The 26,637-nt window shown below is 70.4% G+C and carries 2 protein-coding genes; both read left to right on the forward strand.

Annotated features, from left to right (window positions below; translation table 11 throughout):
* Positions 1–16 precede the first annotated feature (16 nt).
* Positions 17–10,789, forward strand: a complete 10,773-nt coding sequence (locus tag ACWEOI_RS20115; protein ID WP_452360557.1) for a type I polyketide synthase — start codon at positions 17–19, stop codon at positions 10,787–10,789.
* Complete coding sequence (locus ACWEOI_RS20120) at positions 10,786–26,634, forward strand: SDR family NAD(P)-dependent oxidoreductase (RefSeq protein ID WP_452360558.1); 15,849 nt, start codon at positions 10,786–10,788, stop codon at positions 26,632–26,634. The genes ACWEOI_RS20115 and ACWEOI_RS20120 overlap by 4 nt, the downstream gene beginning before the upstream one ends.
* Positions 26,635–26,637: the final 3 nt, after the last annotated feature.

Raw genomic sequence — 26,637 nt, forward strand, 5'->3', positions numbered from 1 at the left:
ACCAGGAGATTCTCTGATGGCTGACGACGACGAACTGCGCCGGTACCTCAAGAAGACGGCCAAGGAGCTGTACGAGACCAAGCAGCAGCTGCGCACGCTCACCGATCGAATGCGGGAACCGATCGCCATTGTCGGGATGGCGTGCCGATACCCGGGCGGCGTGCGCTCTCCCGAGCAGCTGTGGCAACTGACCTCGGACGGCGTCGACGCCATCGGCGGCTATCCGACCGATCGAGGCTGGGACCTCGAGCGGCTGTTCGACACGGACCCCGACGCGGCGGGCACCATCTACACGCGCGACGGTGGATTCCTCGACGACATCGGTGATTTCGATGCCGCCTTCTTCGGCATCGGCCCCCGCGAGGCGGCGGCGATGGATCCGCAGCAGCGGCTCATGCTGGAGGCCGCCTGGGAGGCCCTCGAGGACGCGGGTATCGACCCGGTGTCGCTGCGGGGCAGCGACACCGGTGTCTTCGCCGGTGTCATCCATCAGCACTACGGCCCCCGCATCGGTTCCGCCACCATCGGCGCGGAGACCGAAGGCCATGCCTACCTGGGTGTTTCGAACAGCGTCCTGGCCGGACGGATCGCCTACACCTTCGGCTTCACCGGCCCGGCGATCGCGGTCGACACCGCGTGTTCGTCCTCACTGGTGGCCATACATCTGGCCTGTCAGGCCTTGCGTCAGGGCGATACGGACGTGGCGCTGGCCGGTGGCGTCACCGTGATGTCGGACCCGTCGCTCCTGATCGCTTTCGCCCGGCAGCGGGCATTGTCCAGCGACGCCCGGTGCAAGGCGTTCGCGGCCGCCGCCGATGGCACCGGCTTCTCCGAGGGACTCGGAATGCTGGTGCTGGAACGACTCTCGGACGCCCAGCGCGCGGGCCACACCGTGCTGGCGGTCATTCGGGGAAGCGCGGTCAATCAGGACGGTGCGAGCAACGGCCTCACCGCGCCGAACGGCCCGTCCCAGGAGCGGGTCATCGCCCAGGCACTGGGCAATGCCGGACTGGAGCCCGCCGACGTCGACGCGGTCGAGGCGCACGGAACGGGCACGATGCTCGGCGATCCGATCGAGGCGCAGGCGCTCGTCGGCGTGTACGGCGCGGGACGCCACGGTGAGCCGCTGCATCTGGGCTCGCTGAAATCCAATATCGGTCACACCTCGGCCGCCGCGGGTGTCGGCGGCGTGATCAAGATGGTGCAGGCCATGCGCCACGGTGTGCTGCCGCGAACCCTGCACGTGGATGAACCCACGCCCCACGTGGATTGGTCGGCCGGTACGGTTCGTCTGCTTCAGGACAGCCACCCGTGGCCACAGGGGGAGCGCGTACGCCGGGCGGGCGTGTCCTCCTTCGGGGCCAGCGGCACCAATGCGCACCTCATTCTCGAGGAAGCCCCTGCCCCGGCGGAGGCCGCGACCGCGGCGGATACCTCGCCGCGCGTCTCGGCCGACAGCGTCGCGCTCGTCGTCTCGGCCAAATCCGAAGCCGCTCTCCGTGCACAGGCGGATCGGCTGCGGCAGTGGCTGGCCGAGCGCCCCGACACGGATGTGCGCGAGGTGGCACATGCCCTGGCGAGCTCGCGGGCGCTGCTCGATTGGCGTGGCGCGGTCACCGGGCGCGACCGCGCCGAAGTGCTGAGCGGTTTGGCGGATCTGGCCGCGGACGGGCCGAACGCGATCGTGGCGAAGGCTGATTCCGGCGCCACCGCGTTCCTGTTCACCGGTCAGGGCGCGCAACGCGCCGGGATGGGCGCCGGGCTCTACAACGCGTACCCGGCGTTCGCCACCGCACTGGACGAGGTGTGCGCGGTACTGGATCGGCCGCTGGGACGGTCGTTGCGGGAGGTGATGTTCACCGACCCCGAAGGCCTGCTGGACCGCACCGAATGGACTCAGCCCGCGCTGTTCGCCTTCGAGGTGGCACTGTTCCGGCTGCTGGAATCCTTCGGTGTCACACCGGATGTGCTGGTCGGTCACTCGATCGGCGAGCTGGCGGCGGCACATGTCGCCGGAGTGCTGTCGCTGCCGCACGCCTGCGCGCTGGTGGCGGCCCGCGGCCGCCTGATGGGCGCATTGCCCGAGGGCGGCGCGATGCTCGCGGCGGCAATCGATGCGGCGCGCGCGTCCGAACTGATCGCGGCAGTGGCCGATCGAGTCTCGGTGGCCGCGGCGAACGGTCCCACCTCGACGGTCCTGTCCGGCGATACCGAGGCGATCGAGAGCCTGGAGCGCGAACTCACCACCGCGGGCATCCAGACCAAGCGGCTCCGGGTGAGCCATGCCTTCCATTCGGCGCGGATGGCGCCGATGCTCGAGAAGTTCCGCTCGGTCGCGCGGAAACTCGACTACCGCACGCCCAAGCTGCCGATCGTCTCTACGGTCACCGGAGAGTCGGCCGGTGATTCGGTGACCGATCCCGAGTACTGGGTGCAGCAGGTCCGCGCCACCGTTCGCTTCGCGCCCGCGGTCGACACCCTGCGCGCCGACGGGGTCCGCCGCTTCGTCGAAGTCGGCCCCGACGCGGTACTGACCGCCATGACCCGCGAATGTCTGGGCGAGAACACCGATCTCGCGGCTGCCCCGGCGACAGTGGCCCTGGCGCGCCGGTCGTCCGAGGAGGTCGGGCAGTTCGTGGCCGCCTTGGCGCAGCTGCAGGCGACGGGCGCGCGCGTCGACTGGCGCTCGACCTTCGCCGAGCGCGGTACGGCTCCTATCGCTTTGCCCAAGTACGCTTTTCAACGTCGCCGCTACTGGCTGAACCCCGACCACGGCGCGGCCGCGGACATGTCGGACCATCCGATCCTCACCGGCGTACTCGGATTGGCCGGTTCGGACGAGTGGCTCTTCACCGGCCGACTATCGGCGGCGACGCATCCGTGGATCGCCGACCACCTGTCGTACGGCGTGATGGTCCTGCCGAGCGCCACGTTGATCGAGTTCCTCCTCGTCGCCGGTGGCCGCATCGGTTGCGAGGCAGTCGAAGAACTCACCCTGCAAGCACCGATCGTGCCCTCCGACAGCGCTGAGATCGAACTCCAGGTACTGGTGCAGGCCCCCGATTCGACCGGGCATCGCGCGTTCGAATTCTATTTCCGTACATCGACTTCCGACGAATGGATCCACAACGCGACGGGTTCGCTCGCCACGTCCGTCGGGCGCGAACCGGAAGTGCTCTCCCGGCTGCGGGCGGAATCGTGGCCGCCAGCCGACGCACAACACCTCGACAGTGCCGCACTGCCCGCGCAGATCGCCGCGGACGCGGGACTCGAATACGGTCCGGCGTTCCTCGGGGTACAGCAGGTGTGGGAGCGTGACGACACCGTCTTCTCCGAGATCGCCCTGAACTCGGACCTCAGCACGGCCGCAACGCATTCGGGACGTCACACTCTGCATCCCGCGCTGCTCGATATGGTCATGCACGCCGCGTTCTCCCGGCTGATCTGGCGTGACGGGAACCCCGATCCGAACACCGGCAAACTGCTCTTCCGCTGGGGTGGGGCTCGGTTCCACCGTCCGGCGACCCAGGATGGTCGGCCCGCCGAGGTGTCCGCACTGCGGGTCATCGCGGTCGCTCAGGGGCCGGAAGCCGTGGCGGTCGCGGCCGTCGACCCGGATGGCAATCCCGTCGTCTCGGTCGATGCCGTGGTGATGCGGCCGTACGACGTCAAGGAATTCCGCAGTGCGCTGTCAGCCGACGCCGCCGCACTGTACGAGGTGCGCTGGGAGGAGGATCCGAACCCGCGCGATCTCAACGCCGCCGAGGAACTTCCCCAGGCCGTGGTCTTCCGTGCCGATTCGTCCACGGATGGAACGGTTTCCGGCGAACCGCAGGAGATACGGGCACGGGTTCACTCGACCCTGACGCACCTGCGCTCATGGCTCACCCAGCAACGACCGGCCGATTCCCGGCTGGTACTGGTGGCGTCGGGTGGGGCCGGAATTCCCGGGGAAACTCCTGATCCGGCAGCGGCCGCGGTGTGGGGGCTGCTGCGCAGCGCGCAGTCGGAGCATCCCGATCGATTCGTTCTGATCGACGAGGATCCCGCCGCGCCCGCGAACCCCGACCGGATCACCGCCGCGCTGGCTACGCGCGCACCACAGATCGCGCTGCGTGACGACCGCGTTCTGGTTCCCCGGCTCCGACCCGCCGCCGAAACGAGCGGTACCGCAACGGAACTTGCCGCCACCGCCGCGACCTTCGACGGAGCGACGGTACTGATCACCGGCGGCACCGGCGGCCTCGGCTCGCTGTTCGCCCGGCATCTGGTCGCCGAACACGGTGTGCGCGAACTGGTTCTGACCTCACGACGTGGTCCGGATGCGGCGGGAGCCGCCGAGTTGGTCGCGGAGTTGGCGCGGCTGGGGGCGCGAGCCCGGGTCGTCGCGTGCGATGTGGCCGATCGCGATGCGGTGCGCGAGCTGCTCGCCGACATCGGCGATACCCCGATCGCGGTGGTGCACACCGCCGGCGTGCTCGATGACGGAACCGTCGCGACACTGACCGACGCACAGGTCGACCGGGTACTCGCGCCGAAGGTCGACGGCGCTTGGCATCTGGACGAACTGACCCGGGGCAGAGATGTCCGCGCCTTCGTGGTGTTCTCCTCGATCGCGGCCGTCCTCGGCACCTCGGGCCAGGCGAACTACGCCGCCGCCAACGCCGCGCTGGACGCCCTGGCCCAGCGCCGACGCGACGCCGGTCTGGCGGCGACCTCGTTGGCGTGGGGTCCGTGGAACCAGTCCAGCGGGATGACCGGCGGACTGGATCGTGGCGCGCTGGCGCGCTGGGAACGGCTGGGGCTGAGCCCACTCGCCGACGCCGAGGGCGTGCGTCTCTTCGACGAGGCACTCGCGCACGGCTCGGCGCGACTGTCGCCGATCCGGTTCGATGCCGGTGCACTGCGCACCGCCGACGAGTCCGAGGTGCCCGAGGTCCTGCGCGGATTCCTCCCCCGCCGCGCGCGTGCCGCCACGCCGACCGCCGTCGCGGCGGCCGGGACGCTCGGCGCCCGCCTGGCCGAAATACCCGCGGCGCGGCGCGGCGACCTGGTGCTGGAGACAGTGCTGTCCGAAGCCGCGGCGGTCCTGGGTCACGACTCCGCGGCCGACATCCGGTCGGATCAGCGTTTCGACGAGATCGGCTTCGATTCGCTCGGCGGCGTGGAGTTCCGCAACCGGCTGAGCAAGGCCACCGGTCTGCAACTGCCGTCGACGCTGGTGTTCGATCATCCGACCCCGGCGGCGGTGGCGAAGCTGGTGCTGTCCCGCGTCGAGCCGACGGCGGGCGAACCCGTCAAGCAGGCGGCGCGCCGGGTTCGGGCCGCTGGAACATCGCAGGACGAGCCGATCGCCATCGTCGGCATGGCGTGCCGGTTCCCCGGTGGCGTCGAATCACCCGATGACCTCTGGGATCTCGTTGCTGCCGGGGTCGACGCGACCGGCGATTTCCCGACCGATCGGGGCTGGGATCTGGAGCGACTGTTCGACGCGGATCCGGACAAGCCCGGGACCGTCTACGCGCGGCGCGCCGGATTCCTCGACAAGGCGGGTGATTTCGATCCGGGATTCTTCGGGATCGGACCCCGGGAGGCGTCCGCGATGGACCCGCAGCAGCGCCTGCTCCTCGAAACGTCCTGGGAGGCGCTCGAGGACGCCGGCATCGACCCCGACTCCTTGCGGGGCACCGACACCGGCGTGTTCGTCGGCGCGGGCGCATCCGGTTACGTCGACCTGGTCGGCGGCGATCTGGAGGGCTATCGGCTCACCGGCACCACGAGCAGCGTGATGTCGGGGCGGGTGGCCTACGCGCTGGGGCTGGAGGGTCCGACGCTCACCGTGGACACCGCCTGCTCCTCCTCGCTGGTCTCGCTGCACCTGGCCGCTCAGGCGCTGCGCAATGGGGAGAGCTCCCTCGTGCTGGCGAGCGGCGTGACGGTCGCGGCCAGCCCGTATCTGTCCGTCGATTTCGCGCGACAGCGCGGACTGTCCCCGGACGGCCGGTGCAAGGCGTTCTCCGCGGCGGCCGACGGCGTCGCCTTCTCCGAGGGCGCCGGGGTGCTGGTGCTCGAGCGGCTCTCCGACGCGAAACGCCTGGGGCACAATGTCCTCGCCCTCGTGCGTGGCACGGCGATCAACTCCGACGGGGCGAGCAACGGCCTGACCGCGCCGAACGGTCCGTCCCAGGAACGCGTGATCACCGCGGCACTGGCGAATGCCGGCCTCTCGCCGTCGGATATCGACGCGGTCGAGGCGCACGGCACCGGCACCACACTGGGTGATCCGATCGAGGCGCAGGCGCTGATGGCGGTCTACGGTCGCGACCGCGCGCAACGCCCGCTGCGGATCGGTTCGCTCAAGTCGAATATCGGCCACACCGTCGCCGCCGCGGGTGTCGGCGGCGTCATCAAGATGGTGCAGGCGCTGCGGCACGAAACCCTGCCCAAGACACTGCATGTCGACGCACCGAGCCCGCACGTGGACTGGACCGCCGCGGACGTCGCGCTGCTGACCGAGGCGCACCCGTGGCCGGCCGGAGACCGGCCGCGTCGCGCGGGCGTGTCGTCGTTCGGTGTCAGCGGCACCAACGCCCACGCCATCCTCGAAGAGGCACCCCGTCCCGTCATCGCGGCGGAAGCCGATAGCCACCCGGTCGGTACGGTGCCCTGGCTGTTGTCGGCCAAGAACGACACCGCCCTTCGGGCGCAGGCCGCGAAACTCCAGCGGTGGCTGATCGAGCACCCCGACGCCGATCCGGCGCGCGTCGCGCACGCGCTCGCCACCACCCGCGCCCAGCACGAGGCGCGGGCGGCGGTCCTGGGCGCCGATCGCGACGAACTGCTCTCCCGGCTGGCGCAATTGGCCGCCGGACCCGCGACCGCCGGAGTGGTTTCCGGCACCGTAGGCGCCGGGAAGACCGCCTTCCTGTGCACCGGCCAGGGCGCGCAGCGGGTCGGGATGGGCGCGGGACTCGCCGCGGCCTTCCCCGTCTTCGCCGTCGCGCTCGACGAGGTGTGCGCGCGGTTCGATCCGCTGCTCGAATGTTCGCTGCGGCAAGCGATGTTCACCGGACACGCGGCGAATCTCGATCGCACCCGCTTCACCCAGCCCGCGCTGTTCGCGTTCGAGGTGGCGCTGTACCGGCTGCTGGAGTCCTTCGGCGTGACACCCGATGTCCTGGTGGGCCATTCGATCGGCGAGCTGACCGCGGCGTACCTGGCCGGCGTCTGGTCCCTGGAGGATGCCTGCGCGCTGGTCGCGGCCCGCGGCCGCCTGATGGAGGCACTGCCCGAGGGCGGTGCGATGCTCGCGGTCGCCGCACCCGAGGACGAAGTCGACGCCGCGATCGCCGAATACCGTGATCGGATCTCGATCGCGGCGGTGAACGCGCCTGCCGCCGTGGTCGTCTCCGGCGACGCCGCTACCGTCGACACCCTCGAGAAGGAGTTCGCCGAGCGGGGCCGCAGAACGAACCGGCTGCGGGTGTCACACGCCTTCCATTCGCACCTGATGGAGCCCATGCTGGGCGAGTTCGAGACCGTCGCTGCCGCGGCCACGTTCCATCCCCCGCAGATTCCCTTGGTATCCAATGTCTCCGGCGAGATCGCCGGTGACGAGATCCTGAAGCCGGATTATTGGGTGGCGCAGGTGCGCGCCGCGGTGCGTTACGCACCCGGCGTACAGACGCTGGTGGCCTCGGGCGTGCGCCGCTTCCTCGAAATCGGTCCGGACGCCGTACTGGCGGCCATGACCCGGCAGACCCTGCCCGCCGATATCGAGTCGCGTGCGGTGGTCGCGGCGGGCGCCCGCCGGGACCACGACGAGGTCGAGCAATTCGTGACGATGCTCGCCCAGGCACACACCGCGGGCGTGGCCGTCGACTGGACGCCGTTGTTCGGCGACCGCCCGACGCCACGTATCACCCTGCCCACCTACGCGTTCCAACACCAGCGCTATTGGCTCGAACCCGGTCTCGGGGACCGGCGGTCCGACGCCTCAGAGCACCCCCTGCTCACCGACGTGGTGCGGGTGGCCGATCGGGACGAGTGGATGTTCACGGGTCGATTCTCGCTGCGCACGCACCCGTGGATCACCGACCACACCACCTACGGTGTGGTGGTCGTCCCCAGCGCCGCGCTCATGGAGATGCTGCTGGTCGCCGGTCGGCGCATCGGCTGCGACGTCGTCGACGAACTCATCCTCGAGCGGCCGATCCTGCCGCCGGCGGACGGCGAGGTCGAACTCCAAGTGCTGGTGCGGGAACCGGATACCGCGGGACGCCGGTCCTTCACGTTCCACTACCGCCTCCCCGACGGCGAGTGGGCGCGAAACGCCAGCGGGGTACTGAGTGGTCGACAACTGATCGACCTCGGCCTGATGGAGATGCTGCGCAGTACGCCATGGCCGCCGGTCGGCGCCGAACCGGTGGACACCGAATGGATTCCGGGCCACGCGACACGGGTCGCCGGGCTGGCATACGGCCCATCGTTCCGCGGAATCGGCGCCGCCTGGCACAGCGATGACACGGCGTTCTCCGAGATCACCCTGAACCCGGAGGTGCCCGGCGACGGGTTCCAGCTGCATCCGGGCCTGTTCGACATGGTGATGCACGCCGGGCTCGTCAGCTTGATCTGGTCGGACCTCGACAGCAACCCGGCCGAGGGCAAACTCCTGTTCCGCTGGGGCGCCACGCAATTCCACACGACTTCCCCGGTCACCTCGATGCGGGTGATGGCCGTACGGCGCAACAGTGAGGCGATCGCCGTGGTGGCCGTGGACCAGGATGGCAACCCGGTGGTGTCCATCGACGAAGTCGTCATGCGTTCGTACGACGTCGACCAGTTCCGCGCCACGCTGTCGGGAGGAGGCGCGGGCCGGTACGGGTTACGTTGGGCGCCGGTCGAAATACCGGACGCACCCGCCCCGATCGGGAGCGCGGCCGTGCTCGGAACGGCGGTCGTCACCGGAATCGAGGAGCGGTATCCGGATCTGGCGGCGCTGGCCGCCACCCCGACCGTTCCGGACCTCGTGGTCTGGCCCGAATCCGCCGGACTACAGGGTGCTTCCCCGCAGTCCGCGCGGGCTCGCGTCCATGCCGCATGGGATCTGGTCCGGGGCTGGCTGACCGACGAACGGTTCGGACGGTCGCAGTTGGTTGTGGTGACCGAAGGCGCGGCGACCTTGCCCGATTCCGCACCGGATCCGGCGGCTGCCGCCGTCTCGGGGATGATCCGCAGCGCTCAGGCCGAATATCCGGATCGAATCGCGCTGCTCGACGTGGACCGATCCGTTGGTATGCAACAACTTTCGGCCGAGGTGATTCGAGCCGCTATCGCGGTCGGCGAGCCACAGGTGGCGGCGCGGGGCGACAGCGTCCTGGCGCCGCGGCTGGAGCCGGTGACAGCGGCTGCGGGTGAACCGATTTCCTTCGGCACCGGAACCGTTCTGATCACGGGCGGAACCGGTGGATTGGGTGCGCTGCTGGCCCGGCACCTGGTCACCGCGCACGGTGTCGATCGGCTGCTGCTGGTCTCGCGGCGCGGTGAACGTGCCGACGGCGCAACCGAACTCGCGGCGGAACTGTCCGGATACGGCGCGCACGTGCGCATAGCCGCCTGCGATGTCACCGACCGCGGTGCTCTGCGGGAACTGCTGGCGGACCTGCCGGACGAGCACCCGCTCACCGCCGTCGTGCACGCCGCCGGTGTGCTCGCGGACGGCACCTTCGACGGCCTCACGACCGACCGGATCGACCAGGTGTTCGCTCCGAAGGCCGAGGCGGCGTGGCACCTGCACGAGCTCACCCGGGAGATGAACCTGTCGGCGTTCGTCATGTTCTCCTCCATCGCGGGCATGATCGGTTCGGCCGGACAGGCGAATTACGTCGCCGCCAACGGCTTCCTGGACGCACTCGCGCTGCGCCGCCGTGCCGAAGGGCTGCCGGGGCTCGCGCTCGCCTGGGGTCCGTGGCGACAGGACCTCGGCATGACCGGCACCTTGGATCGCACCGCCATGAGCCGACTTGACCGACTGGGCCTGACGCCGCTGGACCACGAAGACGGCCTGCGGATGTTCGACGAATCGCTGACCACGGCCGAGCCCGTGCCGGCGCTGCTGCACCTCGACACCGACAAGCTGCGCGTCGAAGCACACACCGGGTCGGTTCCGGCGGTGCTGCGCGGATTCGTCCGAGCGGGCGGCCGGACGGCCACGCGGGTGAGTGACGGACCCTCGCTCGGAGAGCGACTGCACGGGGTGGCGGAGGCCAAGCGTCACGGCTTCGTCCTCGACCTGGTGCGCGAACACGCGGCCACGGTGCTGGGTTACGAGTCGCTCGACGACATCGGTTCCGATCGCGGCTTCGACGAACTGGGCTTCGATTCCCTCGGCGGCGTCGAGTTCCGCAACCGGCTGTCGAAGGTCGTGGGGCTGTCGCTGCCCTCGACCCTGGTGTTCGACTACCCCACCGCGCGAGATCTGGCGGGCTACCTGCTGGAGCAGGCCCTGGCGGAGACACCCGCGCCGGCGGCCGCACCCACGCCGGCGGCCGCGGCGATGGCGCCCGACGTCGCACAGCTCGAGGCCATGGTCGAGCGGATCATCGCCGACGGCGGCAACACCGACGAGACCATCGCGGCACTGCGGGGCATCGCCGACCGTCTGCACGCCCATCTGGGTGACGCGTGGCCCGACGGCGTCTACCAGGACCTCGAGGTCTACGACGACCTCGAGTCCCATTCCGACGATGAACTATTCACTCTGATCGACGAGGAGTTCGGCCCAGCATGACCAATCCGAGCAGCAGCAACGAGGAACGCCTCAGCCGGTATCTGCGGAAGGTCACCGGGGATCTCCGCACCGCCAACAAGCGAATCCAGCAGCTGGAGGAAAAGGCCGGGGAGCCACTCGCGATCGTCGGCATGAGCTGCCGGTACCCGGGTGGTGTCGACACTCCGGACCGGCTGTGGGAATTGGTCGCCGCCGGAACCGACGCGATCGGCCCGTTCCCCACCGACCGCGGCTGGGATCTCGAGCGGCTGTTCGACACCGACCCGGACGTGCCCGGGACCGTGTACGCCCGGGAGGGCGGATTCCTCGATGCGGCGGGCGATTTCGATGCCGGGTTCTTCGGTCTCGGACCCCGCACGGCGGAGGCGATGGATCCGCAGCAGCGGCTGTTCCTCGAAGCGTCCTGGGAGGCTTTGGAGAACGCCGGCATCGATCCGGTGTCGCTGCGGGACAGCGACACCGGCGTCTACGCGGGCGTGATCCACTTCGACTACGGCCGCCGCGTCGGCGCGCCCGGTCACAGCGCCGAATCCGAAGGCAATGCCCACCCGGGTGTTTCGGCCAGCATCCTGTCCGGGCGGGTGTCGTTCAGTCTCGGTTTCAAGGGTCCGGCGCTGTCGGTGGACACCGCGTGCTCGTCGTCGCTGGTCGCCCTGCATCTCGCCTGCCAGGCGCTGCGACAGGGCGAGACGTCGCTCGCCCTGGTCGGCGGTGTCACGGTGATGTCGGATCCCGCCCAGCTCATCAGCTTCGCCCGGCAGCGCGCGCTGTCCCCGGACGGCCGGTGCCGGGCGTTCGGGGCCGCGGCCAACGGGACCGGCTTCTCCGACGGTCTCGGCATGCTCGTGGTCGAACGGCTGTCGGACGCGCGCCGACTCGGCCACCCCGTCCTCGCGGTGGTGCGCGGCAGCGCGGTGAACCAGGACGGCACCAGCAGTCGGCTGACCGCGCCGAACGGCCCCTCGCAGGAGAAGGTGATCGCGCAGGCGCTCGCCAATGCCGGTCTGACGCCCGCCGATATCGACGCGGTCGAGGCGCACGGCACCGGCACCCAGCTCGGTGACCCGATCGAGGCGCGGGCGTTGATCGCCACCTACGGTCGCGATCGCGTCGGCGATCCGTTGCGGATCGGATCGCTCAAATCGAACATCGGACACACCTCCGCCGCGGCCGGCGTCGGTGGCGTGATCAAGATGGTGCAGGCGATGCGGCACGAAACACTGCCCGCGACACTGCATGTCGATACCCCGACCCCCCACGTGAACTGGTCCGGGGGAAACGTGCGGCTGCTGACCGAGGCCGAGCCGTGGGCAGCGGGCGAGCGGGTGCGGCGTGCCGGAGTGTCGTCCTTCGGCGCCAGCGGCACCAATGCCCACGTGATCCTGGAAGAGGCGCCCGCCCCGGTGGAGCGCACCGCCGATCCGGCCAACGAGGCCGGCGTGGGTGCCGCCGAGACCGCGGCGGTGGTCTCCGAGATCGCCGCGTTGCCGCTCTCCTCGAAGACCGAGGACGGTGTGCGCGCGCAGGCGGCCAAACTGCTCGAGTGGGTGCGCGAACGTCCCGACCTGACGGTCGGCGATATCGGCTGTTCGCTGGTCACCGGCCGCTCCCGAATGGAGTGGCGGGCCGCGGTGGTGGCAAGCGACCGGGAGACCATGCTCGCCGGACTGGCGGAGCTCGTGGAGCACGGATCGGCGGGCGATGTCGCCATCGGCCGAGCGGTGACGCGCAAGACCGCCTTCCTGTGCACCGGACAGGGCGCCCAGCGAGCCGGCATGGGTCGCGAACTGTACGAGGCGTTTCCGGTGTTCGCGGCCGCGCTGGACGAGATCTGCGCGCAGTTCGACCCGCTATTGGGCACGTCGTTGCGGCAGCTGATGTTCACCGGCCGAGCGGTCGGCGACGATCCCGAGGGTGCGGAGGCGCTGCATCGGACCGAGTTCACCCAGCCCGCGCTGTTCGCGTACGAGGTCGCGCTGTACCGGCTCCTCGAATCCTTCGGAGTGACGCCGGATGCGCTGATCGGGCATTCGATCGGCGAGCTGGCCGCCGCGTACCTCGCCGGTCTGTGGTCGCTGCCGGACGCGTGCCGCCTGGTCGCGGCGCGCGGCCGGCTCATGGGGCGGCTGCCCGCCGGGGGTGCGATGCTCGCGATCGCGGCGAGCGAGGGCGAGGTCTCCCCGCTGCTCGCCGACGAGGCGCGGCGGTTGGCCATCGCCGCCGTGAATTCGCCGGTAGCCGTGGTCGTCTCGGGCGACGAGGAGGCGGTGACGGCGCTGGCGGAGCGGTGCGCCGAGCGCGGCTGGCGGACCTCGCGGTTGCGGGTGTCGCATGCGTTCCATTCCCACCTGATGGATCCGATGCTGGCCGAATTCACTTCCGTCGCAGGGTCGTTGACCTATCGACGCCCGAGCATTCCGCTGGTATCGAACCTTTCCGGCCGGATCGCCGGTGATGAGGTGCTCGAGCCCGCCTACTGGGTCCGGCAGGTACGCGAGGCCGTTCGGTTCGCTCGCGGCGTGGACACCCTGGTGGCCGAGGGCGTGCGCCGATTCCTCGAGATCGGCCCTGATGCGGTGCTGACCGCGATGACCAGGCAGTGCCTGCCGGAGAATGTCGAAGCACAGGCGGCCGTGCTGGCCGGAGCCCGCCGCGGGCGGGCCGAGGTCGAGCAGTTCGTGACCTGCCTCGCGCAGGCACACGCCGTCGGCGCCGATGTCGCGTGGACGGCGCTGTTCACCGGACGCCCGGTCGCGCGAGTCCCGTTGCCCACCTACGCGTTCCAGCGTCGCCGCTATTGGATCGACCCGGTCGGCGGTAACGCCGGGGTCGAAGCCGCGGGTTTGGGTGCGGTCCAGCATCCGCTGCTGGGCGCGGTGCTGTCGGCACCGGAGTCGGGCGAGGTCTTGTTGACCGGGCGGCTGTCGCTCACGGCCCAGCCGTGGCTCGCCGATCATGTGATCGGCGGCGCGGCACTGTTGCCGGGAACCGGTTTCGCGGAGCTGGTCCTGCGGGCCGGAATCGAGGTCGGCTGCCCGGCGCTCGAGGAGCTGACCTTGCAGGCTCCGCTGCTGCTGCCCGCGGCGGGCGGCGTGCAGATCCAGGTCGTCGTCGGCGGGCACGAGCAGGGGCAACGGCCGGTTGCCGTCTACTCCCGTGCTGAACACGACCATGACGACGAGTGGGTGTTGCACGCGCGAGGCGCGCTGACCGTCGCCGACGGTGCGGCCGAACCTCCGATCGAGGCGTGGCCGCCGACCGCGGCGACCGAAATCGAGGTCGCCGCGGCGTATTCGAGCTTGTTCGCCCGTGGTTACGAGTACGGCCCAGCCTTTCAGGGTGTGCGGGCGCTGTGGCGGCGTGGCGATGAGGTGTTCGCCGAGATCGCCGCCGACACCGACACCGGGGTGCACGTCGAGGGTTTCGGCATCCATCCGGCGCTGCTGGACGCCGCCTTGCACGCCGGGTACCTGGCGGGTGCGCTCGAAGGCGATGCGGGACAGCCGGAGTCGCCGTTCAGGGTCCCGGCCGGGCAGGTCGCACTGCCGTTCGCATGGGACTCGGTGGAACTGCACGCCGCGGAAGCCGCCGTGCTGCGGGTGCGGCTGACCCCGGCCGGATCATCGGTGTCGGTGCGGGTGGCCGACGAATACGGGCAACCGGTCCTGTCGGGATCGGTTGCGGCACGGCCGATACCGCTCGAACAGCTCGTCGCGGCCGCGTCGGGTGGCGTGGCCGACCCGGTCCTGGAACTCGTATGGTCACCGGCCCATCCGACCCGGGTAGACGACACTGCCGAGCAGCCCGCGATCGAGGCCGAGGTTGGGCGCTGGGACAGGCTGGATGAGGCCACGCAGGTACCTCCGGTGGTGCTCGTCGAAGCCGGTGCCGGGTGGAACGACACCGACGGCACCGATGTAGTGACCGCCACCCATGACGAGATCGCGCGAATCCTGGCGGTATTGCAGGAATGGTCGGCCCAGGAACGGTTCGCGGCGAGCACGCTGCTGATCGCCACCCGCGGCGCGGTCGCCCTGCCCGATGAGGAGCCCACCGACCTCCCCGGTGCGGCGGTGTGGGGCTTGGTGCGTGCCGCCCAGGCCGAGGAACCGGGCCGAATCATCTTGGTGGACAACGACACCGCCATCGACGAGCACCTCGCGTCCGCCGTCGTGGCGGTGGGCGAACCGCAGGTGGTCGTGCGCGGCGGCATCACCCACACCGCTCGCCTGGTTCGACCCGCGGATGAACGCACGGACACCACCGACGAGGTGGCCGCGTTCGGCGCGGGGACCGTGTTGATCACCGGCGGCACCGGCGGTTTGGGCGCGGTGCTGGCCCGGCACGTGGTGGTCGAGCACGGCGTGCGGTCGTTGCTGCTGGCCAGCCGCAGCGGCCCGCGGGCCGAGGGAGCGGCAGCCCTGCGCGCCGAACTGGAGCAGCTGGGCGCCCAGGTGACCGTCGTGGCCTGTGACGTCGCGGACGCCGCGGCGGTAGCCGAACTGATCGACGAAGTACCGGCCCAGTGGCCCCTGACCGGTGTCATCCATGCCGCGGGTGTGCTCGACGACGGGACCATCGCGTCCTTGACTCCGCAGCGGATGAATGCGGTGCTGGCGCCGAAGGCCGACGCCGCCTGGTATCTGCACGAGGCCACCGCGGACTTGAATCTCGCTGCGTTCGTGCTGTTCTCGTCGGTATCGGGCACCCTCGGTGGCCCCGGGCAGGGCAATTACGCGGCCGCGAACACCTTCCTCGACGCGCTGGCGGCCCACCGCCGGGCCCGCGGGCTCGCCGGTCAATCCCTGGCGTGGGGCCCGTGGGCCCGGTCTCGCGGCATGACCGCGCACCTGCAGGAGTCCGACGTGGCGCGGATGAGCCGGGGCGGATTCACCGCGCTCACCGACGAGCAGGCGCTGAGCGGTTGGGCCGCGGCACTGCGACGGGGCGCGCCGCACACGGTGATCGCGACCATCGACACCGCCGCGCTCCGCGCTAGGGCCGACACCGGGCTGCTACCCGCCGTGCTGCGGGAACTGGCTCCGGCGGCCCGCCACCGCGCGGTGGTATCGTCGCCGGTTTCCGGTCTGCGGCAGCGACTTTCGGGACTGGAGATCGAGCGGCAGCGGCAGCTGGTCTTCGATACCGTGCGCACCCAGATCGCGGCCGTGCGCGGCAGCGACGGCGCGTCCGCGATCGAGCCCGGCCGCACGTTCCAGGACCTGGGTTTCGACTCCCTGAGCGCCGTCGAACTGCGTAATCGTCTCAAGTCCGCCACCGGACTGTCGCTACCCGCCGCCGTCATCTTCGACTACCCCACACCGCAGGCGCTCGCCGAGCACCTGGCCGACGAGTTGACCGGCACCGCGAAGGACGTCGCGGTCACCGCGAAAGTCGTTGCCGACGAGCCGATCGCGATCGTCGGCATGGCGTGCCGGTACCCGGGTGGCGTCACCTCGCCCGAAGACCTCTGGACCTTGGTCTTCGACGGCGTCGACGCGACCTCGCAGTTCCCGGGTAATCGTGGGTGGGACACCGAGCGGATCTACGATCCCACGGGCGAGCGGCCCAACACCACCTACACCCGTGCGGGTGGATTCCTGCACGCCGCGGGCGAATTCGATCCGGCGTTCTTCGGGATCAGCCCCAATGAGGCCGCGATGATGGATCCGCAGCAGTTCCTGCTGCTGGAGACCTCGTGGGAGGCCCTCGAACGGGCCGGCATCGATCCGGCCGTGCTGCGGGGCAGTGCCACCGGAGTGTTCGCGGGCATGATGTACCACGACTACCCGGCCAATGCGAACTCGGGATCCATTGCCTCCGGCCGAGTTTCGTACGTGCTCGGGCTGGAAGGGCCGTCGGTCACCGTGGACACGGCGTGTTCGTCGTCGCTGGTGGCCATGCACCTGGCCGGGCAGTCCCTGCGCTCGGGCGAGTCCGACCTGGCCTTGGCGGGCGGTGTGGCCGTGATGGCGACGCCGGAGGTCTTCGTGGAATTCAGTCGCCAGCGGGGGTTGGCCCCGGACGGGCGGAGCAAGTCGTTCGCCGACGCCGCCGACGGTGTGGCGTGGTCCGAGGGCGCCGGTGTGCTGGTGTTGGAGCGGTTGTCCGACGCCCGGCGCAACGGGCACGAAGTGCTCGCGGTGATCACCGGTTCGGCGGTGAATCAGGATGGTGCGTCGAATGGTCTGACGGCGCCGAACGGTCCCTCACAGCGGCGGGTGATCCGGCAGGCGCTCGCGAATGCGGGGATCGCGCCGAGCGACGTCGACGCGGTGGAGGCGCACGGCACCGGCACCACGCTGGGTGACCCGATCGAGGCTCAAGCGCTGCTGGACACCTACGGTCAGGAGCGCGCCGCGGACCGGCCGTTGTGGTTGGGGTCGTTGAAATCCAATATCGGGCATGCACAGGCCGCGGCCGGTGTGGGTGGCGTCATCAAGATGGTGATGGCGATGCGGCACGGGGTACTGCCGCGGACACTGCACGTGGATCGGCCGTCGAGCAAGGTGGATTGGTCCGCGGGGCGGGTCGAATTGCTGACCGAGCCGGTGGCGTGGCCGGACGTGGATCGGCCACGGCGCGCCGGGGTGTCGTCCTTCGGCATCAGCGGCACCAATGCGCACGTCGTCATCGAACAGGCGGCGGAACCGGCTAAGACCTCGGGCCGAGGCGAGGCCGTTCCGGTCGGCAAGGTGCTGCCGTGGGCGGTCTCGGCGCGCAGCGCTGCGGCGCTCGCCGGTCAGGCCCGACGGCTGGGCTCGGCTGTGGTCGAGCACGATCGGGATCCGGCGGACGTCGGTTTCTCGCTCGCCGCCACGCGCGGCGTCTTCGAGCATCGCGCTGTCGTCCTCGGGGACAACCGGAATGCGCTGCTGTCGGGAACACGGGCGCTCGCCGAGGGCGCGCAGTCCGCGGGTGTGGTGTCCGGTCGTGTGGTTCCGGGTTCGACCGGGCTGGTGTTCTCCGGTCAGGGTGCGCAGTGGGCCGGGATGGCGACCGAGTTGCGTCGAGCGCACCCGGTGTTCGCCGAGCATTTCGATGCGATCGTCGCCGAAATCGATCCGCTGCTGGGGCAGCCGGATTCGTTGCGTGCCGCGCTGGGGTCCGCGGACCTCGTCGATCGGACGGTGTACGCGCAGGCCGGGTTGTTCGCCTTCGAGGTCGCGCTCTACCGATTGCTCGAATCGTGGGGCGTGCGGCCCGATATGGTGGCGGGCCACTCGATCGGTGAGGTGGCCGCCGCGCATGTGTCGGGGGTGCTGTCGCTGACCGACGCGTGTGTGCTGGTGGCCGCGCGTGGCCGGTTGATGCAGGACCTGCCCGGCGGAGGCGCGATGGTCGCCGTCGGTGCGCCGCAGGCCGAGGTGGCGCCCCTGCTGACCGAAGGGGTCGCGGTCGCGGCGGTGAACGGACCGTCGTCGGTGGTGCTCTCCGGTATCGAGGACGAGGTCCTCGCCGTCGCCGCGACATGCGTCGAACGGGGCTGGCGCACACATCGTCTGCGGGTCTCGCACGCCTTCCACTCGGCGCTGATGGAGCCCATGCTGGCCGAATTCGCCTCGGCGATCAAGGGTTTGACCTTCGCCGAGCCGATGATTCCACTGGTGTCGACCGTGACCGGTGCGGTTGTCACCGGCGAGATGACCGATCCGCGGTACTGGGTGGGTCAGGTCCGCGACACGGTGCGGTTCGCCGATGCTGTTGCCGCGATGGTGGATTCGGGGGTGTCGAGGTTCGCCGAGATCGGTCCCGACGCCGTACTGACCCCGATGGTCGCGCAGATCGCGGCGGGCTCGGTGGCGCTGGTGCGGCGAGACCGTGCCGATTCGGCCACCGTGCTGACCGGAGTAGCGGCATTGTTCGTGTCCGGCGCCGAGGTGGACTGGGCCGGGTTCTACGCCGGTACCTCCGCGCAGCGAATCGACCTGCCCACCTATGCCTTCCAGTACGAGAGGTACTGGCTCGATGCGCGGAAACTGCTCGCGCAGTCGTGGATGGGCGCCGAGCTGGGCGGACTGACCGACGCCGGGCTGGACACGGTGGACCATCCGCTGCTGGGCGCTGTCGTGCCGCATCCGGATTCGGGTCAGGTGAGCTTCACCGGCCGATGGTCGCTGGACTCGGTGGAATGGCTGGCCGACCACAGCGTGCACGGCACGGTGCTGCTGCCGGGTACCGGATTCGTCGAGCTGGCCGCCCACGTCGGCGACCTGCTGGGCTGCGACGTGGTCGACGAACTCGTCCTGCACACCCCGCTGACCCTGCCGGCCGAGGGCAGCGTCGCGGTGCAGGTCGTGGTGGCCGACGCGGACGACGCCGGTCGGCGACGGCTGCGCGTGCATTCCCGGCAGGCGGCCGACGGTCCGTGGCTGCTGCACGCCGAGGGCGTCCTCGCCGTGGACACGGTATCTCATGACGTGGCCGCCGATGTCGACCTGGCCAGCTGGCCTCCGGTCGGCGCGCAGCCGCTGGACGTCGACGGCGCCTATGACGAGCTGCTCGCACTCGGCTACGGGTACGGTCCCTTCTTCCAGGGGCTGCGGGCGGCATGGCGACGCGGTGATGAACTGTTCGCCGAGGTCGCGCTGCCGGATCCGCAGGACGCCGATGGCTTCGGGATCCATCCCGCGCTGTTCGACGCGGCCCTGCACGCCGGGATCCTGCACGGCCGCAAGGCCGGTGAGGCGGTATTGCCGTTCGCCTGGAACCGGGTGGTTCTGCACTCGGCCGGTGCCGCCGTCGTGCGGGTACGCAGCGTTCCCGTGGGCGACGACTTCGCCATACAGATCGCCGATGAGCAGGGTCGACCCGTCGTGTCGGTGGGCGCGTTGGTATCTCGGCCGGTGCCGGTCGAGCGCCTGAGCGCGGACAGGGCATCTGATGCCTTGTTCACCGTGGAATGGGTCGCGGCGCCGTTGTCGTCGGACGGTGTCGAACCGGACAGCATCGCGATTCTCGGTGCCGACCGCGACCTCGCGGCCTTGATCACTGATCTGGACGAGACCACGGATCCGGTCGTTCCCGATCTCGTGCTGCTCGAATGCCCGCGCCACGACGGCTCGCCGACGGACGCGGCGCGGGAGGTGCTGCGAGGTGTGCTCGACACCGTGCAGCGGTGGGTAATCGAAACCCGCTTCGCCAGTTCACGTTTGGTGGTGATCACCGAACGAGCTGTGGCAGTCGACGATTCCGAGCGCGTCGGCCTGGACCAAGCGCCGGTATGGGGTCTGCTGCGTGCCGCGCAGGCCGAATATCCGGGTCGATTCCAGCTATTGGATGTGGAGCAGGGCGGCGGCGCTGTCACCGCGGACACCGTGGCGGCCCTGGCCGGGGAACCCGAGGCCGCGTTGCGCGGCTCGACCGTGCTCGTGCCGCGGTTGACCCGCCGGGCGCCGGGCACAAGTGTCGAGCCGATCCAGCCCGGCACGGTGCTGGTGACCGGTGGCACCGGCGGTCTCGGTGCGGTGATCGCCCGCCACCTGGTGACCGAATACGGCGTGCGCCAACTCCTTCTGACGTCCCGGCGCGGCCTGCAGGCTCCCGGTGCCGCCGCATTGCGTGACGAACTGGCCGAGCTCGGCGCCGAGGTCACCGTGGCGGCGTGCGACGTGTCGGAGCGGTCGGCGTTGACGGCTCTGCTGGCGGGTATCTCCGATGAGCATCCGTTGGTCGGCGTGGTGCACGCGGCGGGAATCGCCGATAACGGCGTGATCGCATCGATGTCGGCGGATCGCATCGACACCGTGTTCCGCCCCAAGGTGGATGCCGCCTGGCATCTGCACGAGCTCACACGGGACAAGTCGCTGTCGTTGTTCGTGCTGTTGTCCTCCGCGGGCGGGCTGGTGCTGGCCGCGGGGCAGGCGAATTACGCTGCGGCGAACGTCTTCCTGGACACCCTCGCCGCGCATCGGCACTCCCTGGGATTGCCCGCGACCGCTCTCGACTACGGCATGTGGGAGCGGTCGAGCGGACTCGGTGCGGAGCTGTCCGAGGATGACTTCGATCGGATGCGCAGGCAGGGCTTCCCCCCGCTGTCCGAGTCCGAGGGGCTGGCACTGTTCGACGCGGCGGTGGCCGCCGAGCGTCCGCAAGTCGTGGCGTTGCGGATCGATCCGGCGGCGCTTCGCACCCGGGGCGAGCAAATTCCGCCCCTGGTCCGGGGACTCGTCCCCACACCGGCGCGCCGGGTCGACCGGACCCCGGCGGGTCAGGCGCTCCTGCAACGGCTGGCGAGCCTCTCGGCAGCCGATCGCGACACTGCGCTGGTCGATTTCGTCCGCACCGTGGCGGCCGGGATCCTCGGCCACACCTCCCCCGAGGCCGTCGCACCGCAGCAGGCCTTCCAGCAGCTCGGGTTCGACTCGTTGAGCGCCATCGAGTTCCGCAACAAGCTCAATACCGCGACCGGACTGCAACTCCCGGCCACGCTGATCTTCGATTACCCGACCCCGCAGGCCGTCGCCGAATTCATCGGCGCACAACTCCTCGGCACCGTCGCTGTCGAGCAACGGGCGGTGCGCCAGGTTCGCGCCGACGACGAGCCGATCGCCGTGGTGGCGATGGCCTGCCGTTATCCGGGCGGGGTCGCGTCGCCGGAAGACCTGTGGCACCTGGTCCTCGAGGGCGGCGACACCACCGGGGACATGCCGGTGGATCGAGGCTGGGACCTCGAAGGCATCTACGATCCCGAACCTGGCAAGGCGGGCAAGACCTATACGCGCAGCGGTGGATTCCTCTACTCCGCAGCGGAATTCGATGCCGACTTCTTCGGGATCAGCCCGAACGAGGCCACGATGATGGACCCTCAGCAGCGGTTGCTGCTGGAGGTCTCCTGGGAGGCGTTCGAACGCGCCGGCCTGGATCCGGCGGCGCTGCGTGGCAGCTCGACCGGCGTGTTCACCGGTCTGATGTATCACGACTACGCCCAAGCCACCGGCACCGGCAGCGGTGCCGCGGGCAGTCTGGTCTCGGGCCGGGTGTCGTATGTGTTCGGCCTCGAGGGGCCGTCGGTCACCGTGGACACGGCGTGTTCGTCGTCGCTGGTGGCCCTGCACCTGGCCGGGCAGTCCCTGCGCTCGGGCGAGTGCGATCTGGCCCTGGCCGGTGGCGCCGCGGTCATGGGGACGCCGGATATGTTCCTCGAGTTCGGTCGCCAGCGCGGGTTGTCGCCGGATGGTCGGTGTAAGTCGTTCTCCGACGATGCCGACGGGGTGGGCTGGGCCGAAGGCGTCGGCGTCCTGGTGCTGGAGCGGTTGTCCGATGCTCGCCGCAACGGTCATGAAATCCTCGCGGTCATCGCCGGTTCGGCGGTGAACCAGGATGGCGCGTCGAATGGTCTGGCCGCGCCGAACGGTCCGTCGCAGCGGCGGGTGATCCGTCAAGCCCTGGCCAATGCCGGCCTCGCACCCGTCGACGTCGACGCGGTGGAGGCGCACGGCACCGGAACGACGCTGGGCGATCCGATCGAAGCCCAAGCGCTGCTGGCCACTTACGGACAGGAGCGCGCCACGGACCGTCCGCTGTGGTTGGGGTCGCTGAAGTCCAACATCGGCCACGCTCAGGCCGCGGCCGGTGTGGGCGGTGTGATCAAGATGGTGATGGCGATGCGGCACGGGCTGCTGCCGCGGACGCTGCACGCGGGTCACCCCAGCACCAAGGTCGACTGGACCGAGGGCCACGTGCGGTTGCTGACCGAGGCGGTCCCGTGGCCGGAGGTCGGTCGGGCGCGGCGCGCGGGTGTGTCGTCGTTCGGTATCAGCGGTACCAACGCGCACGTCATCATCGAACAGGCTCCGATGCCCGAACCCGTGGCGGAACAGTCCCCGGCTCGAGCGATTCCGGCGGGTGGACTGCTGCCGTGGGTGCTTTCGGCGCGCGGTGGCGCGGCACTGGCCGGCCAGGCGGCCCGACTGTCCGCGCAGGTGGATGTTCCGACATCGCCGGTGGCAGAGCATGATCCGATCGATGTCGGCTTCTCGCTGGCTTCGACGCGCAGCGTGTTCACCCATCGGGCCGTCGTACTGGCCGAGGGCCGTGCGGAGCTGACCACGGGCGTGCGCGCACTGGCCGCGGGCACCGACGCGCCCGGCGTGGTGTCGGGCCGCGCGGTGGCGGGCTCGACGGCGATGGTGTTCTCGGGGCAGGGCGCGCAGTGGGCCGGGATGGCGACCGACTTGCGCAAGGCGTATCCGGTGTTCGCCGGCCATTTCGACGCCATCGTGGACGAGCTGAATCCGATGCTGGCACAGCCGGTTTCGCTGGAGGCCGCGTTGACCTCCGAGGAGCTCGTCGACCGGACGGTGTTCGCGCAGGCGGGGTTGTTCGCGTTCGAGGTGGCCTTGTTCCGGCTGCTCGAATCCTGGGGTCTGCGTGCCGATGTGGTGGCCGGTCACTCCATCGGTGAGGTCGCCGCGGCACATGTGGCCGGAGTGCTGTCGCTGACCGACGCGTGCGTGCTGGTGGCCGCGCGAGGCCGGTTGATGCAGGCCCTGCCCGCCGGTGGGGCGATGGTCGCGATCGGTGCCGCCGAAAGCGATGTGCTGCCGTTGCTGTCGGGTGACGTGTCGGTGGCGGCGGTGAACGGTCCGTCGTCGGTGGTGATCGCCGGTGCCGCGGACGCGGTCGCGGCCGTTGCCGACGTGTGCGCCGAGAAGGGTTGGCGGACGAATCGTCTGCGGGTATCGCATGCGTTCCATTCGGCATTGATGGAACCGATGCTGGCCGAATTCGCCACGACGATCGAGAACTTGACGTTCGAGCAACCGAGTATCGCCTTGGTGTCGACGGTGACCGGTGCGCGGGTCGGCGACGACATGTGCGATCCGTCTTACTGGGTCGGTCAGGTTCGGGAGACGGTGCGGTTCGCGGATGCTGTTGCCGCGATGGCGGATTCGGGTGCGTCCAGGTTCGCCGAGATCGGGCCCGACTCGGTATTGACCCCGATGATCGTCCAAACCCTCGACGGCGAGCACCCGGCCGCCACGGTGGTGCCGCTGGCGCGCCGCGGCAAAGCCGACGCCGTGTCGGTGTCCAACGGTGCGGCCGGATTGTTCGTCTCCGGCGCCGACCTCGACTGGACCGCGTGGTACGACGGCACCGGAGCCCGGCGAATCCCCCTGCCCACCTATGCCTTCCAGCGTCACCGGTATTGGATGCCCGAGGGATCCACCGGTAGGGGCGATGCCCGATCGATGGGCCTCGCCACCACCGGACACCCGCTGGTTCCCACGGTGATCGCGCAACCGGACACCGGCGGTGTGATCCTGACCGGCCGCCTGTCGGTCCAGACGCATCCCTGGCTGGCCGATCACGGCGTGCTCGGCGCCGTGCTGTTCCCCGGAGCCGGTCTGGTCGAACTCGCCCTGCGGGCCGGCAGCCAGGTGGGCCTGTCGACGCTGGCGGACTTCGTCCTGCACGCGCCGCTGGTACTGCCGGAAGCGGGCGGGGTCGCGGTGCGCAGTGTCGTCGGCGCCGAGGACGAGACGGGCCATCGCACGGTGCGGATCTACTCCTGCCCCGAAGGCGAGAGCGACGCGGCATCGTCGTGGACGCTGCACGCCGAAGGCGCGCTCACCACCGGTGACGCGGCCGAGGCCGCCGACCTCACCGCGTGGCCGCCGATCGGAGCGCAGCCGCTGCCGGTCGGCGGTGTCTATGACGACCTCCGCGCCGGCGGGTACGAGTACGGGCTCTCCTTCCAGGGTTTGCGGGCGGCATGGCAGCGCGGCGGCGAAGTGTTCGCCGAGGTCACGCTGCCCGACCCACGGGACGCCGCGGAATACGGACTCCATCCCGCACTGCTCGACTCCGCCCTGCACGCCCTGCTCATCGGCGACTCGGGGCGCGCTGACGAGGCCGGGCCCGCGTTGCCGTTCGAATGGTCCGGTGTGACCGTGCACGCGACGGGAGCCGACGCCCTGCGCGTTCGCGCGACCCGCGTCGGCGACCGGACGGTGCGGGTGGATCTCACGGATCCGACCGGCGCTCCGGTGGCGACGGTGCGCCGACTCGCCGCGCGGCCGATCGACGCCGCGCAGCTCGCGGCGATGACATCCACGGTCGACAACGCGCTGTACCGGGTCGAATGGACACCGATGTCGGTGTCCGACAGCGAGGTACGCACCGTGTCCTGGGCGGATCTCGGTGACGAGGTTCCGGCCGCGGTCGTGCTGGATGCCCCGGCGGGCAATGATCCCGACGCCGTTCGCGCCGCGACTCACGCGGTGCTGCACGTGCTGCACACCTGGATCGCCGACCGCCGATCCAGCCGGGCGGCACTGGTGATTCGGACCAGCGGCGCGGTTTCGGTTGCCGGGGAGGACATTACGAATCTCGCCGGTGCCGCGGTGGCCGGCCTGGTTCGCTCCGCTCAGGCGGAGAGTTCGGGTCGAATCATCCTGGTGGACACCGATTCCGACGTCGCCGGGCCGTTGGGCGGGATCCTGGCCTCCGGGGAACCGCAGGTGGTCGTGCGCGGCGGGCGAGTCCACAGCGCGCGACTGGTCCGAGCGACGACCCCGGCGACGAGCAGGTCGGCCCCGAGCGACGCTTTCGGTCCGGACGAGACCGTGCTCATCACCGGCGCCAGTGGCTTCCTCGGCGGATTGTTCGCCCGGCACCTGGTGAACACCCGCGGTGTGCGGCACCTGCTGCTACTGAGCCGGCGTGGCGAGTCGGCGCCCGGCGCCGCCGAGCTGGCGGCCGAGCTACGCGGCGCTGGCGCCGACATCGACTTCGTCGCTTGCGATGTCGCCGATCGTGCCGCGCTCGCCGAGGTGCTGTCCGCCATCCCCGCGAGCCGTCCGCTCACCGGCGTCTTCCACACGGCCGGTGTTCTCGACGATGGCGCCGTCGCCTCGCTGACCCCGGATCGGATGGATACGGTGTTGCGGCCCAAGGTCGATGCGGCCCTGCACCTGCACGAGCTGACCGCCGAGCTGCCCCTGCAGGCGTTCGTGCTGTTCAGCTCGGCGGCCGGAGCGTTCGGCAGTCCGGGGCAGGGCAACTATGCCGCGGCCAACGCCTGCCTGGACGCGCTGGCGGCGCACCGCCGGGCATCCGGGCGCCGCGGGCAGTCCCTCGCGTGGGGGCTGTGGAGCGGCGACGGCGGCATGGGCGCCGAGCTCGGTGACGTCGACCGGCGTCGCATGGCCCGTACGGGGATGCTGCCGCTGTCGGCGGAGCAGGGGTTGGCGCTGTTCGACGCCGCCGCCGACATCGACACGGCGGCACCTGTTCTCGCCAGGCTGGACCGGGAGGGACTCCGCGGCGCGGGGTTCGCGACGGCCCTGCTGTCCGGGCTCGTCCCCGCTCGCCCGGTATCGGCCGCCCCGGCCGCACTGCGCGCCCGGCTGGCCGACACCCCTGCGGGCGAACGCCTCGGTGTGCTCGTCGACCTGGTTCGTGACCAGGTGGCCGCCGTGCTGGGGCATCGCAACGCGAAGGCCATCGCGGCCGACCGGGCCTTCAGCGAGCTGGGCTTCGATTCGATCACCGCCATCGAATTCCGCAACGCCCTCAAAACCGCTACCGGCCTGCCCTTGCCGGCGACGCTGGTCTTCGACTACCCGTCACCGGACGCGCTGGCCGAATACCTGGCCGAAGAGTTCACCGACAACCACCACCCCGACGCGTCGGCAGATGCGTCCGACGACGAGATTCGCACTGCGCTCCAGACGATTTCGCTGACTCGCCTCCGCGAAGCCGGACTGCTGGAGGCGCTCATGCGACTCGCTCAGCGGCCCGACAGCCCCGGCGAGACAGCAGCGCACAGCGCGGACGAGTCCATCGATGAACTCGATCTCGACGACTTGATCAATCTGGCTTACAACTCCGAGGACTGACAG

The sequence above is a fragment of the Nocardia sp. NPDC004340 genome, assembly GCF_053602575.1.

Coding starts and splice junctions, on each gene's coding strand:
- ACWEOI_RS20115 (WP_452360557.1), top strand. CDS start 17: ATGGCTGACGACGACGAACTGCGCCGGTACCTCAAGAAGACGGCCAAG.
- ACWEOI_RS20120 (WP_452360558.1), top strand. CDS start 10,786: ATGACCAATCCGAGCAGCAGCAACGAGGAACGCCTCAGCCGGTATCTG.